At 65.9% G+C, this 12,882-nt stretch carries 12 protein-coding genes; 2 read left to right on the forward strand and 10 right to left on the reverse strand.

The window, feature by feature from the left end:
* Positions 1 to 14 precede the first annotated feature (14 nt).
* A complete protein-coding gene (locus ACVWWJ_RS20735; protein ID WP_456969313.1) occupies positions 15 to 926 on the forward strand; it encodes a VirK/YbjX family protein in 912 nt (303 codons plus the stop codon).
* Here ACVWWJ_RS20735 and ACVWWJ_RS20740 read toward each other — a convergent pair.
* The 6 genes from ACVWWJ_RS20740 to ACVWWJ_RS20765 all read right to left on the reverse strand — a co-directional run bounded on the left by ACVWWJ_RS20740 (position 873) and on the right by ACVWWJ_RS20765 (position 6,294).
* A complete protein-coding gene (locus tag ACVWWJ_RS20740) occupies positions 873 to 1,667 on the reverse strand; it encodes a glycosyltransferase family 2 protein (protein ID WP_456969314.1) in 795 nt (264 codons plus the stop codon). The genes ACVWWJ_RS20735 and ACVWWJ_RS20740 overlap by 54 nt on opposite strands.
* A complete protein-coding gene (locus ACVWWJ_RS20745; RefSeq protein WP_456969315.1) occupies positions 1,657 to 2,934 on the reverse strand; it encodes an O-antigen ligase family protein in 1,278 nt (425 codons plus the stop codon). The genes ACVWWJ_RS20740 and ACVWWJ_RS20745 overlap by 11 nt, the downstream gene beginning before the upstream one ends.
* On the reverse strand, positions 2,931 to 4,043 hold the full coding sequence (locus tag ACVWWJ_RS20750) for a glycosyltransferase (protein ID WP_456969316.1): 1,113 nt from the start codon (positions 4,041 to 4,043) through the stop codon (positions 2,931 to 2,933). Before ACVWWJ_RS20750 ends, ACVWWJ_RS20745 begins: the two co-directional genes overlap by 4 nt.
* A gap of 88 nt (positions 4,044 to 4,131) precedes the next feature.
* Complete coding sequence (locus tag ACVWWJ_RS20755) at positions 4,132 to 4,338, reverse strand: zinc-finger domain-containing protein (RefSeq protein WP_046979305.1); 207 nt, start codon at positions 4,336 to 4,338, stop codon at positions 4,132 to 4,134.
* 697 nt (positions 4,339 to 5,035) lie between these two features.
* Positions 5,036 to 5,629, reverse strand: a complete 594-nt coding sequence (locus ACVWWJ_RS20760) for a YceI family protein (RefSeq protein ID WP_456969317.1) — start codon at positions 5,627 to 5,629, stop codon at positions 5,036 to 5,038.
* A 71-nt stretch (positions 5,630 to 5,700) separates the two neighbouring features.
* A complete protein-coding gene (locus ACVWWJ_RS20765; RefSeq protein WP_456969318.1) occupies positions 5,701 to 6,294 on the reverse strand; it encodes a malonic semialdehyde reductase in 594 nt (197 codons plus the stop codon).
* A gap of 115 nt (positions 6,295 to 6,409) precedes the next feature.
* On the opposite strand from ACVWWJ_RS20765, the gene ACVWWJ_RS20770 reads away from it, so the two are divergent.
* Positions 6,410 to 7,387, forward strand: a complete 978-nt coding sequence (locus ACVWWJ_RS20770; RefSeq protein ID WP_456969750.1) for a mitochondrial fission ELM1 family protein — start codon at positions 6,410 to 6,412, stop codon at positions 7,385 to 7,387.
* Between the two features lie 62 nt (positions 7,388 to 7,449).
* On the opposite strand, the gene recG is transcribed toward ACVWWJ_RS20770, so the two are convergent.
* The 4 genes from recG to rpoZ form a co-directional block, all read right to left on the reverse strand.
* Positions 7,450 to 9,564: an ATP-dependent DNA helicase RecG gene (recG, locus tag ACVWWJ_RS20775; protein WP_456969319.1), complete on the reverse strand. Its 2,115-nt coding sequence runs from the start codon at positions 9,562 to 9,564 to the stop codon at positions 7,450 to 7,452.
* 15 nt (positions 9,565 to 9,579) lie between these two features.
* A complete protein-coding gene (locus ACVWWJ_RS20780) occupies positions 9,580 to 9,963 on the reverse strand; it encodes a RidA family protein (RefSeq protein WP_456969320.1) in 384 nt (127 codons plus the stop codon).
* 211 nt (positions 9,964 to 10,174) lie between these two features.
* On the reverse strand, positions 10,175 to 12,358 hold the full coding sequence (locus tag ACVWWJ_RS20785) for a RelA/SpoT family protein (protein ID WP_456969321.1): 2,184 nt from the start codon (positions 12,356 to 12,358) through the stop codon (positions 10,175 to 10,177).
* A gap of 111 nt (positions 12,359 to 12,469) precedes the next feature.
* Entirely contained in the window at positions 12,470 to 12,760 is a 291-nt protein-coding gene (rpoZ, locus tag ACVWWJ_RS20790; RefSeq protein WP_046968048.1) for a DNA-directed RNA polymerase subunit omega, read from the reverse strand.
* Positions 12,761 to 12,882 lie beyond the last annotated feature (122 nt).

Genomic DNA, 12,882 nt, shown 5'->3' on the forward strand with positions numbered 1-12,882 from the left:
GACGGACCTACCCCATGCAGTCGCTCTTCCGCTTCGCGCGATCCCTGCGCGGCCGGGCCGAATGGCATAGCTCGCGCTCACGTGGCTTCAATGCCACGATGACCTATGTCGCTCGCTCCCTGCTCAACTGGCGGCAGCACGCGGCATGGCTGGCTTTCCTGGAAACACGGGCCATGTTCGGCGTCTCGGTACTCGATCGCACGTTGATCGAGCGCTACCAGCACCGTTACATGAACCGTCACTGGTCGATGCGCCAGCGCCTGGTCGCGACACGCGAACACTATGCGTTCGCGCTCGAGCGCTTTCCCGGCAAGCTGTTCGATCGCCTTTACCGGGCACGTAGCGTGCCTCTGGGCCGACTGGTGCTGCGCGATGGCAGCAACCTGTCGCTCGTCCTGAAGGCACCGACGCTTCGCGCACGCGAAGGCGAATTGAGCATCTCGCTGATGAACGAGGAGGGACTGCAGATATCCTGCGCCACGATTTCGTTCGTGGACGCAGGCCGCACCGTGATCATCGGCTGCCTGCAGGGCGCCGCCAACAACGCGGGGCGCGATGCCATTCGCGAACTCACGCGGCAATGCCATGGCCTGCGTCCGAAGAACCTGCTCCTGTCCATGGTTCGTTCGCTCGCCGAGGCCATGGGCGCGGAACGCATCCTGGGCATCGGCAACGAGGCGCACCCGTTCGCCAGCAGGAAAAAAATCAAGGCGGACTACGACGGGTTCTGGCAGGAGAACGGCGGCGTGGCCGATGCACATGGCTTCTTTGCCATGCCCGTGCACGAGCCGATCCGGGACGAATCGACGGTGGAGAGCAAGCGTCGTAGCGAGTTCCGGCGCCGGGAGGCGCTGCGCCGCGAAGCCTGCGAGCTACTGGTCGCCGCGTTCGGCGTGCGAGGCGCCGCCCTTGCCCGCGCGGCGTGAGACCCGGAGCTCGTAGAGCTTCGCGTACTTCAGGAATGCGTAAAAGGCGTGCACGCGCGCCGCGATGAAGCCTGCCCAGCCGCCACGCCAGTGGCCGCGCCACAGGTAGTAACGGAGGAAGGCCACCGCGGGATACACGACCATGCGTGCGCGCAGGTAGCGCGGTGTGCGTGTGTGGCGATCATGCACCTGCAGCGATGAGTAGCGATTGGCCTTATCGACCCGGCCTTCGATATCGCGTTCGCCGTAGTGATCGATGATGGCGTCGAGGCGACGCACCGGCCCGTCGACCACGACGCTCTCATGCACCTCATGCCCGCTCATGCGAGCGCGGGTGCGATCGAACAGGCGCACGTAGTGATTCAGCCGTGCGCGTTCGGGCTGCCAGCGCCAGAACACCCACTCGCGACGAAGCAGTTCGAACCCGGCGACTTCTGGCGATTCCAGCGCCGCGCGAACACGGTCCGCAGCGGCGGCGGGGAGGGCTTCGTCCGAGTCCAGCAGGAGCACCCACCGGTGTGCGGCCAGATCGATTGCTGCCTGTTTCTGCGCGCTATAACCGGCAAAAGGCTGCACTTCAACGCGTGCCCCCCGTCGCGCGGCGATGTCGCATGTCGCGTCCGTGGAGCCGGAATCGAGGACCAGGATATCGTCGGCGAAGCTCGCGGATGCCAGGCAAGCATCGATCGTGTCGGCGTTGTTGAACGTCGTGACGACGACCGACAGCGGCTCACGCGCCATCCCGCGGCTCCAGGTCCGGCAGGTCCGCGAAGAGCGCGGCGCACCACACCGACAAAAGCCACGCGGCGAGCAGACCCCACCAGGCCGAATAGAAGGCCATATGGGTGTTCAGGGGAAAGAGGATGACGACCAGCGACAGCGTGGCGGGAAAGGCGCGGTAGCGTGCGACCACGCCGGCGCGCCACCACGTACGCACGGCCAGGACGACCGCCGCCAGCCAGGCCAGCAACCCGATGATGCCTGTCTCGGTCGCCACTTCCAGCACGACCTGGTGCGCATGACAGGCACCTTCGCCGTCCGCGCATTTTTCCATCGTCAGGAAATGGTCGCCCGCTGGCGCCACCGCCGGATAGGCATAGCGGAACCCGCGCACGCCCACGCCGTTCACCGGATGCGCGGCGAACATGCGCAGCGAGGTGGTCCAGATGTCCAGGCGCCCGGTCAGCGCGGCGTCGACGCCTGCGCTGGTGCCCGACAAGACCGGCAAGGTATGCGCCACGCGATCGCGGAAGCGCGGCGATACCTGCCAGGCGAGCAAGGCGACGAGGGCGAGTGTCGCTCCGGCGGCGAGGCAGGCCACGGCAAACCGGCGCGGCGTTTTTGCTTCGTTCCAGAGGAAGCCCAGGGCGACGAGGCCGTAGCAGAGCCATGACGCGCGGGAACCGGAAAGGAGTACGGGTCCCAGCGCCAGCAGGAAGGCGAGGATCAGGCCGCGACGTCCCCAGCGCTCACGGGCACCCCAAAGCAGAAACGGCGACAGCGCAGAGAGCGCCGGACCGAGCTTGAGATTGTCGGCGCCGAAGATGCCCGACAGACGCTCGGCATTGGAGGCGCCCGCCAGGCTGTAACCGGTGAGGGCCTGCACCCAGGCATCCGCCACCCAGATCGCGACGACGACGGCGGTGGCGAGATAGAGGGCGCGGACCTTGCCCGGCCGACGCATGGCGAAACAGGTGTACACGCCAAGAGGTGCGAAACGCAGGATTCCTGCCAGCGTAAGCCAGGTTTTCCCTGGTGCCACGGCGTCGATAGCCGATACCAGGGCGGCGCCTGCGTAGGCTGCGAATAACCAGAGGAACAGCTTCGCGCCGGGGTGGTGACGAATCGCCTGCGGCTCGCGGACCAGCAGCAGGATCGCCCCGACGAGGGAAAGAAAGACGCCCAGTTCCGCACTGCGCCCGAACGGCAACAGCGCCGGCACGAGCCAGATGGGCAGCAGCGGAGACGCGAGGCCGGCTTTGATCGAACGGGCGATAGTCCCACTCACGCGGCGGGGACGCCCTGGAGAACGTCGGCATAGAGCGCGAGCGTGGCCTCCTGCATGTCGACAAGGCGATAGCTGCGCGGGGGCGGGATCGGCGGAGCGAAGCGCAGCAGCTCGGCGGCGCGCTCGACCAGCTTTTCACGGTCGCCCAGGGGGACGCGGCCGGCCGGATAGAGCTCAGCCAGCAGTTCGCCGACGCCGCCGTGTGCGTAGCCCATGACCGGCCGACACAACGCCAGCGCCTCGACCACGGTCCGCCCGAACGACTCGGGGCGCACGGAAAGCTGCAGGACGAGCGCCGACATGGCGAAGACATCACGTACGTCGTCGCGGGCGGGAGAGATCACGACCTTGTCGTCCAGGCCTCGGGTATGGATGAGCTGGCGCAACTCGGTAACGTAGGCCTCGCGACCGGGCTCGTCCGCGCCGAGCAGGAGCAGGCGCGCGTCGATAGCCCGATGCTGGAGGTCGGCGAGCAACTCGATCGCGTCCGCATGGCCCTTCAGGCGCGTGCCGCGCCCGGGAAGGGTCAGCAGCGGCGCGCCGGCCAGCTGCGGGTATTCCTCGAAGAAACCGCGCTGCCAGGTGTCGTCCGGACGATATCCATAGGGGAAAGCGTCGGTGTCGATGCCGCGAGGGATGACGGCGACGCGTGCCGTGTCGATGTCGTCCGGATAATGGCGCAGGACATAGTCGCGCAATGTCTGCGAGACGACGATGACGCGCTCACCCCTCAGGAGGATGGCGCTGTAACGCCCTGGCGAATTCAGCCCGTGCACCGTGGTGACGAAGTGGGGGCGCGGCTTCACGCCACGCATGGCCCACCAGCCGATCCACGCCGGCAGCCGCGAGCGGGCGTGGACGATGTCCGGCTTCACCTCGCGAAAGATGCGGCGAAGCTTGCCGACGGTGAACAACGTGCCGAGCGACTTGTGCCCGATCGGCAAGATGACATGCTCGCTACCCTCGGCCTCGAGCTGCGCAACCAGCCGGCCTCCCGCGGAGACCACGACCGACCGATGCCCGGCAGCAACCAGCGCCCTGGCAATTTCCAGGGTCGAACGCTCGGCACCACCCGAATGAAGGGCGGGGATGAGCTGTACGACGGTCATCGTCCGATCGGGAAAGACGGTGGCCATGGGCGGTCCGAGAGGAAGGAGTGTCACGGGCAATGCATCAAGCATGCCCGCGCGGGGCCGTTCAGTCTTTCAACACGTAATTGGCGCCGCAATAGGGGCACTTTGAGGTACCACCGTCGTCGACAATGGGCAGGTAGACCTTGGGATGCGAGTTCCAAAGGTACATGCCCGGCATGGGGCAGGACAGCGGAAGGTCCGCTTTGGTCACTTCGTAGCGGTTCTCGGCGTTGGCCGGGATGAGCTTGGCGGCCGCGGGATTGGCATGCATGGGGAAACTCCGGACTGGGCCGTGGAACGTGGGTCTGCGATGGTAGCAAAAAACGCCATTCGCTCTTGGCGGAATCGCTGGACCTGGGGGGGGTCCGGACGTCACGGCGCAGAGCCTTCGGTGCCCACCCTCGCTGCTCAGACACCCCTTCGCGTTTCGTATCGGAAAGGCCGCTGCGCGGCCCATGTACTCATTTGGCCTACGGCCGCTCCACTTGTCGGGAACTCGCCTCGAGGGTGGGCACCGAAGACTCTCCCGAACCCTGAGGTTCGTGCGGTCGAGCCGACGAAGCAAAGCCGCTTCGGCGGTCGGGTCATCGCCATCGTCAAGCGGTCAACTGTCTCGCCAGTCGCGATCGTTCGCGCGAGGCGGCGCAGCGGCGAGGAAGTCGCTCAGCGCGCCGGAATGTACGTACCAGCACGACGGCCGTGACGACCGGCTTCGGCAGCGACACCGCTCAACGGCTCTCCTTCCCGCTGACCGTATCGTCGTGAGAGACCTTGGTGTCCACCCTCGAGGCGAGTTCCGGACAAGTGGAGCGGCCGTAGGCCAATAAGTACATGGCCGCGGAGCGGCTTTCCCTTTCGAACGCGGAGGACTGTCTGAGCAGCGAGGGTGGGCACCAAGGTCTCCTCGCGAGACGAAAAACCCGCGCCGTTGCCGGCGCGGGTCTGGAAGCATGAAACCTGGTGCTTGCTTACTTCTTGTCAGCGGCCGCAGCGTCGTGCGCTTCGGTGGTGATGCGGATCTTGATCTCGTCGGAGACGTTCGGCACGTAGGCGCCGACGCCGAAGTCCGAGCGCTTGATCGTCGCCGTGGCGTCGAAGCCGGCGGTCTGGACCTTCATCATCGGGTGCGGGCCGACCTTGTTGACGGTGACGTGGAGGGTGACCGGCTTGGTGACGCCGTGAACGGTGAGGTCGCCGACGACCTTGAGCTTGTCCTTACCCGCCGAGGTGACCTTGGTGCTCTTGAAGGTCACGGTCGGGAACTTGGCGGCATCGAGGAAATCAGCCGACTTCAGGTGCTCGTCGAGCTTCGGCACGAAGGTGTCGAGGCCGGCCAGCGGCAGGGTCGCTTCCACGGTGGACTTGGTCGGGGCGGCTTCGTCATAGACGAGGGTGCCGTCGACCTGGCCGAGGTTGGCGGTCGGGTTGGAGAAGCCGAAGTGGTTCCAGCTGAACAGGACCATGGTGTGGCCCGGGTCGAGCTTGTAGGTGACCGGAGCGGCGGCGGCGGTGCCGGCGGTGGCGAGCAGGCCCGCGAGGGCGACGTAACGGAGAGCGCGCATGGTGAATCTCCTGCAGTGGGATGGGTACTGCTGATGGCAGCGGGACCGGTTGGTCACCGCGGGAAGTGAGGTCAGGCTATTTGTGCCGCTTCGTCGAAAGAAAGACGCGGCAGCCGGTCGAAAAGATTCTTGTCCGGATTGCCGTAGCCGATGTTGATCAGGAAGTTCGACTTGATCTGGGTGCCTGCGAAGAACTCCGCGTCCACGCCGGCCTGGTCGAAACCGGACATCGGGCCGCAATCGAGGCCGAGTGCGCGGGCTGCCATGATCAGGTAGGCGCCCTGCAGCGAGCCATTGCGGGTACCGGAAGCCTGGACCAGCGCTTCGTTGCCGACGAACCAGCTGCGGGCATCGGCATGCGGGAACAGCTTGGGCAGGTGCTCGTGGAACGCGAAGTCCGTTGCGACGATGGCGGTGACCGGGGCCAGCATCGTCTTCTCGGCGTTGCTCTCGGACAGATACGGCTTGAGGCGCGCCTTGGCGTCCTGCGACTTCACGAAGACGATGCGCATGGGCGAGGAGTTGGCTGCGGTGGGACCGAACTTGGCCAGCTCGTACAAGCGGCGGATCTGCTCGTCGGTCACTTCCTTCGGGAGCCACGCGTTGTAGGTGCGGGCAGTGAGGAAGAGCTGGTCAAGCGAAGCATCGGACAACGGAGCGCTCATGGATATCCTTGTACAGTGATGGATCGCCGGGGCCCCGGCATCCCGACAGTGTAAGCGTCATGGGCGGGTCCGTGACCGGTCAGCCAGGGAACGAACTGTGGCAAATTCGACAACAATGCTGCCCCAGGATGCCTGCTGGGTCGTGACAGACGGCGCCGCCGGTAATCGCCGGCAGGCGCTGGCCCTGGCTGAGGCGCTGACCCCCACGATCCGCGAGATCGTGGTCGAGCTGCGCGCGCCCTGGTCCTGGTTCGCGCCGCGGCAGCTGCCGGGTTCGCGCATCGCCCTGGACCGCAACAACGACAGTCTCCTGCCGCCCTGGCCTAATCTGGTCATTGGCTGCGGCCGCAGCGCCGCCTGGGCGACGCGACAGATCCGCCAGTGGTCGGACGGCAAGACGCTGGCCGTGCAGGTGCTCGATCCGCGGATCGACCCGGTGCACTGGGACCTGGTGATCGCGCCAAAGCACGACACCCTTCGCGGCGAGAATGTCCTCAATCCTCTCGGCTCACTGCACCCGATCGACGATGCCTGGCTGGCCGACGGTCGCGATGGCTTCGCGCAGTTCGCCGGATTGCCGTCGCCGAGGCTCGGCGTGCTGATCGGCGGCGCCCGGCGCGGCGCGCCGTTCGACGACAACGCGGCCGCCGCCTTTCTTGCCGCAGTGAAGGCACGGCATGCTGTCGATGGCGGGTCAGTGTTGGTGGCGGCCTCACGTCGAACACCGGGCACGCAACGGACGCGGATCCGCGAAGCGTTCGCCGGGCTGCCCGGCGTGGTCTGGGCGGACAGCACGGACGGCGCGAACCCCTATCCTGGCATCCTTGGTTGGGCTGACCGGCTCGTGGTCACGCCCGACTCCGTGAACATGCTTTCCGAGGCGTGCGCGACCGGTCGGCCGGTACATACCTTCGTGTCCCGGCCGCTGCCGGAGAAGCTACAGAGGTTCCATCAGGAACTGCGCGCAGCGGGGTTGCTGCACGATATCGATGCGCAGACGCCGCCGACGCAGACACCACTGAGGGAAACGGCGGCGATCGCCTCGGAAGTGCGCAGACACCTGGGCCTGGCCAAGCCGCCGCTCGCCCGGTAAGAGCATCGCCGCTGAAGCGGCTCCCACAGGGTTTGTGTGGGAGCCGCTTCAGCGGCGATGCCTCAGGCGTCGACGTAGCGCGCCGCGTCACCCACCCAGCGCGCGATCAACTGCTCACACCGCGCCGGATGCCCCTTCATCATCGCTTCGGCAACGCGCTGCACTTCCGGCATGAGATGCCCGTCGCGGGTGAGGTCGGCGATACGGAACTGCAGCTGCCCGGTCTGCCGGGTGCCCAGGACTTCACCTGGGCCCCGCAGTTCGAGATCCTTCTCCGCAATGCGAAAACCGTCGTTCGTCTCACGCATCACCTGCAGGCGTTCGCGTGCGAGTCGCGACAGCGGATTCTGGTAAAGCAGCACGCAGTTCGACGCGATCGCACCACGGCCCACGCGGCCGCGTAGCTGGTGCAACTGTGCCAGGCCCAGGCGCTCGCTGTTCTCGATCACCATGAGGCTGGCATTGGGCACATCCACGCCGACTTCGATCACGGTGGTCGCGACCAGCACAGCCAGTTCGCCGGCCTTGAACGCGTCCATCACGGCCTGCTTTTCTTTCGGCTTCATGCGGCCATGAATCAGGCCAACAGCGAGATCCGGCAAGGCGACCGTGAGTTCCGCATGCGCGACTTCCGCCGCCTGCGCATTGAGCTGCTCGGATTCTTCGATGAGCGTGCAGACCCAGTAAATCTGCCGCCCTTCCATGCACGCGGCGTGGATGCGCTCCATCACGTCGTAGCGGCGCTCGTTGGAGATAGCGACGGTCTGCACCGGCGTGCGGCCCGGCGGAAGCTCGTCGATCGACGAGACATCGAGATCCGCGTACGCGCTCATGGCAAGCGTGCGTGGAATCGGCGTTGCGGTGAGGACAAGCTGATGCGGAATGAGATCGCCCTCCGCACCTTTGTCGCGCAAGGCGAGGCGCTGATGGACGCCGAAGCGATGCTGCTCGTCGACGATCACGAGTCCGAGTTTCGCGAAACTCACTCCTTCCTGCATGAGCGCGTGCGTGCCGACGAGCACATGCGCGCCACCAGCGGCACGCGCCAGCGCGCTCTTGCGCGCCTTGCCCTGCACCTTGCCGGCGAGCCATTCCACCTCGAGGCCAAGTGGCTCAAACCACGCACGGAAGTTGCGCAGGTGCTGTTCGGCAAGGAGTTCAGTCGGCGCCATCAGCGCGACCTGGTAACCACTTTCGATCGCCGCCAGCGCAGCGAGCGCGGCAACGACCGTCTTGCCACTGCCTACGTCACCCTGGACCAGACGCAGCATGGGGTGCGCGCGGGCAAGGTCGCGGGCGACTTCTTTCGATACGCGGGACTGGGCCTTGGTGAGTGCGAACGGCAGCGACGCGAGGAGTTGGTCGCGGAGCGTACCTGCGCTTTTCAGCGCCGGCGACTTTCGTTTCTTCACCGCAGCGCGCATGCGCCGCAAGGTCAGATGCTGGGTGAGCAGTTCTTCGAACGCGAGGCGTTGTTGCGCGGGGTGCGTGCCTTCGCCCAGTTGCCGCAGGTCCACGTCGGGCGGCGGGCGATGCACATGAAGCAAGGCATTGCGCAGCGAGGTCAGCCCCATGGGCCGACCGATCTCGTCGGGGATCAGTTCCAGCCGGTCGTCTGTCGGCAAATGGGCGAGCGCACGCGAGATCACGCTGGCGAGGCGTCGCGGCCCGAGACCTTCCGTCGTGGGATACACCGGCGTCAGGCGCTCGTCCACGAGTACCTGCTCGTCGACTTCGATGCGCTGGTATTGCGGATGGACAATCTCGAAACCTTGCGGCCCCTGCCTCACTTCACCGAAGCAGAGTAAACGCGTGCCCTTGGCGAGCAGGTCCACCTGCGACTTGCGGAAGTGGAAGAAGCGCAGCAGCAACGGACGACCGGAGTCGTCGCCGATAATCACCTTGAGCTGCGGTCGAAAGCGGAAGCCGCGCTCCACATGCTCGACGATGCCTTCCACCTGCGCGCGATCGCCCGGGCGGAGGTCGGCGATAGGCACGACCGTGGTGCGATCTTCGTAGCGCAGCGGAAGGTGGAACCAGAGGTCCTGCACCTCGCGGAGGCCGAGTTTGCCCAACGTGTCGGCAAGCGCGGGCCCGACACCACCGAGCGTTGTCAGCGGTGCGCGTCCGGGATCCGCCGGCGATGTCACCGGCGTGGTCACTGCGCTTCGGGCCACGGATCGTGCCGCGGATTACGGCAGGACGAGGATCGCGTCGACTTCGACCTGGGCGCCCTTGGGCAGGCCCGAGACCTCGATCGTCGAGCGCGCCGGATACGGCTGCTGAAAGTATTCGGCCATCACCGCGTTCACGGCGGCGAAGTTGCCGAGGTCCGTCACGTAGATGCCCACGCGAACGATATCCGCCAGCTTGCCGCCGGCGGCTTCGGCCACGGCGACGAGGTTGTCGAACACGCGGCGCGTCTGCAGGGTGATATCGCCCTCGACGAGATTGCCAGTAGCCGGATCGAGCGGGATCTGGCCCGAGAAATACACCGTGTTGCCGGCGCGAACCGCCTGGGAATACGGGCCGATGGCCGACGGTGCCTTGTCAGTGGCGATGGTGCTGCGGGTCATGGGGCGTCCTCGGCAAATGATCCCCAGAGTCTATCGCATGCTCCCTGGCTGAATGCTTTGGCTGAATGCCTTGGCTGAATGCTTTGTCGCTGAATGCTTCTTGTGGGAGCCGCTTCAGCGGCGATTGGGTGCTTGCGTACACCTGGCCCGCTGCCGCGGGATCGCCGATGAATCGGCTCCCACATTCAGAAGGCCCTTACAGCCGAAGGGTCTACAGCGGGTGGCGGTAGACGCCGCTGACTACGCCGGTACGGCGGACGCGGCGCATCACATCGGCCAGGTGCTTGCGGTCCTTCACCTCGATGGCGAAGAGCAGCGTGGCAGCCGTGCTGTCTCGTTCGATGTACTCGACGTTCTCGATGTTCGAGCCGGCGTCCGCGATGGCCGCCGCGACCGTGGCGAGTACGCCCGGACGGTTCAGGACCTCGATACGCAGTTCGGCGCGGTAGTCGCCCTGCACGTCGCGGTCCCATTCGATGGCGACGATGCGCTCGGGGGTCTTACGGAACTCGACGACGTTCGGGCATTCGACCCGGTGCACCACGATGCCCTTGCCTGAAGACAGGAAGCCGACGATTTCATCGCCGGGCAGCGGATGACAGCAGTTGCCGAAGCTGAGCACGCCGCGCTCCGCACCACTGATGCGAATCTTCTCGGCGTTGTGCTCCGGCGGTGCCTGCGGGTGGCTACCCTCCCTAGGACCGAGCAAGGCGACGAGCTGCGTGGCGACCTGGTCGGCGAAGCGGTTGCCGAGAGCGATTTCGGAGAGCAGTTCCTCAAGGCGCTTGAGCTTGGCGTCGTCGAGGAAGCGATCAAGCGCCGCGGCGGGCACCGAGTCAAGACTCAGGCCGCGCGCGTCGAGGGCGCGATCGAGCATGCGGTGACCGAAGTCCACTGCATCCTCGTGCTGGAGATGCTTGAGGTACTGACGGATGGCCGTACGAGCCTTGCCGGTGACGACCGCTTCCAGCCAGGCTGGGTTCGGCACGGCGGACGGCGCGGTGATGATTTCCACCTGCTGGCCGGAAACCAGCCGCGTGCGCAGCGGCACCAGCTTCTTGTCGACACGCGCCGCGACGGCGTGATCGCCGACGTCGGTGTGCACGGCGTAGGCGAAATCCAGGGCCGTGGCATTACGCGGCAGCGAGAAGATCTCGCCGCGCGGGGTGAACAGGTAGACCTCGTCCGGGAACAGGTCGATCTTGACGTTCTCGAGGAACTCGGCCGCCGAAGGCGTGTTGGCCTGGCTGTCTGCGAGGGCGGAGAGCCATTCGCGTGCACGGGCCTGCGCGCTATTCGCGGGACCGGAATCGGACTTGTACGCCCAGTGTGCCGCGACACCGCGCTCGGCGACGGACTCCATCTCCGAGGTACGGATCTGGATTTCGATCGGCGCACCGAAGGGCCCGAGGAGCACGGTATGCAGCGACTGGTAGCCATTGCCCTTGGGAATGGCGATGAAATCCTTGAAGCGGGCGTCGACCGGCTTGTAAAGGCCATGCACGGCGCCGAGCGCCATGTAGCAGTGCATGGCCGAATCGGTGATGACGCGGAAACCGTAGACGTCCATCAGCTGGGCGAACGATTTGTGTTCGCCGCGCATCTTCGAATAGATGCTCCAGGCCGACTTGATACGACTGACCGCGCGACCGGGAATCTTCTCGGCGGCAAGGCGCCCTTCCAGCGCCATCTCGATCTTGGCCATCGCTTCGCGCCGATTGCCCAGCGCGGCACGGATACGCTCGCCGATAATGCGATGGCGATCCGGATACAGCGCCTTGAAGCCGAGATCCTGAAGCTCGGCCTTGAATTTGTTCATGCCCAGGCGCTGCGCGATCGGGGCGTAAATCTCCAGCGTTTCGCGCGCAATGCGGCGGCGCGAGGCGCCGTCCTTCGCACCCAGCGTACGCATGTTATGCAGGCGATCGGAGAGCTTGATCAGGATGACGCGCAGATCGCGCGCCATCGCCAGCAGCATCTTGCGGAAGCTTTCGGCGTCCGCTTCCTGCCGGCTGGAAAAACGCATCTTGTCGAGCTTGGTGACGCCGTCGACCAGCTCGGCCACGGTTTCACCGAACTCGCCGGCGAGTTCCTCTCGCGCGAGCTTGGTGTCTTCCAGCGTGTCGTGGAGGATCGCGGCGATGATCGTTTCGGCGTCCAGGCCGAGTTCGGCCAGCACCTGCGCCACGGCCACGGGATGCGTGATGTACGGCTCGCCGGACTTGCGGGTCTGGCCGTCGTGCGCGGCAGCGCCGATGAGGAAGGCGCGGCGGATGCGCAGCACCTGGTCGCGCGGCAGGTACGCGCCCACGCGATCTTCCAGCGCCTGCACATAGGGCGGCACCGATCCATCGTCGACCACGTCGGTCAGTTTTTTCGCAGGGACGACTTCCATGGGAGGGTCTCGCGCCTTAAACGGCGCAGCCTCCCGCGCGCGGCCTCAGCAGCCGCGCGTCAACATGCGCAGTGTTCCATTGATGACAGGGCCGACAGCGACCCGGGGTCATCAGTCATCCCCACCCTTCGAGAGGTCGTCGTCCACTTCCGTGGCGGCCCACTCGAGGGCTTCACGCTCGGCACGCTCGCGGGCGGCACGGTCGATTTCGTCGATCATTTCGTCGTTGACGCGACGGTCGGCGATCTCGCGCAGGGCCAGCACGGTCGGCTTGTCGTTGGCGGGATCGATGGTCGGCTCGGCGCCCTTGGAGAGCTGACGGGCACGCTTGGTCGCCATGAGCACCAGCTCAAAGCGGTTGTCGACTACCTCTAGGCAGTCTTCGACGGTAATACGGGCCATTTCAAATCCTTGACAATAAAGACACTTCTGGTTGTGCAGTTTAGCGGTCCGGCCGGTTGGCTGGCAATCAGGGGAGGGGTATCATGCGCGGTTCTGGCCAGGACGGACGGGTATTAGTGCAA

Source organism: Luteibacter sp. HA06 (genome assembly GCF_054061215.1).

Excerpts from the sequence above, each read along its gene's own strand:
- ACVWWJ_RS20735 (WP_456969313.1), top strand. The coding sequence starts at position 15 with ATGCAGTCGCTCTTCCGCTTCGCGCGATCCCTGCGCGGCCGGGCCGAA.
- ACVWWJ_RS20740 (WP_456969314.1), bottom strand. The coding sequence starts at position 1,667 with ATGGCGCGTGAGCCGCTGTCGGTCGTCGTCACGACGTTCAACAACGCC.
- ACVWWJ_RS20750 (WP_456969316.1), bottom strand. The coding sequence starts at position 4,043 with ATGACCGTCGTACAGCTCATCCCCGCCCTTCATTCGGGTGGTGCCGAG.
- ACVWWJ_RS20755 (WP_046979305.1), bottom strand. The coding sequence starts at position 4,338 with ATGCATGCCAATCCCGCGGCCGCCAAGCTCATCCCGGCCAACGCCGAG.
- ACVWWJ_RS20760 (WP_456969317.1), bottom strand. The coding sequence starts at position 5,629 with ATGCGCGCTCTCCGTTACGTCGCCCTCGCGGGCCTGCTCGCCACCGCC.
- ACVWWJ_RS20765 (WP_456969318.1), bottom strand. The coding sequence starts at position 6,294 with ATGAGCGCTCCGTTGTCCGATGCTTCGCTTGACCAGCTCTTCCTCACT.
- ACVWWJ_RS20770 (WP_456969750.1), top strand. The coding sequence starts at position 6,410 with ATGCTGCCCCAGGATGCCTGCTGGGTCGTGACAGACGGCGCCGCCGGT.
- ACVWWJ_RS20780 (WP_456969320.1), bottom strand. The coding sequence starts at position 9,963 with ATGACCCGCAGCACCATCGCCACTGACAAGGCACCGTCGGCCATCGGC.
- ACVWWJ_RS20785 (WP_456969321.1), bottom strand. The coding sequence starts at position 12,358 with ATGGAAGTCGTCCCTGCGAAAAAACTGACCGACGTGGTCGACGATGGA.
- rpoZ (WP_046968048.1), bottom strand. The coding sequence starts at position 12,760 with ATGGCCCGTATTACCGTCGAAGACTGCCTAGAGGTAGTCGACAACCGC.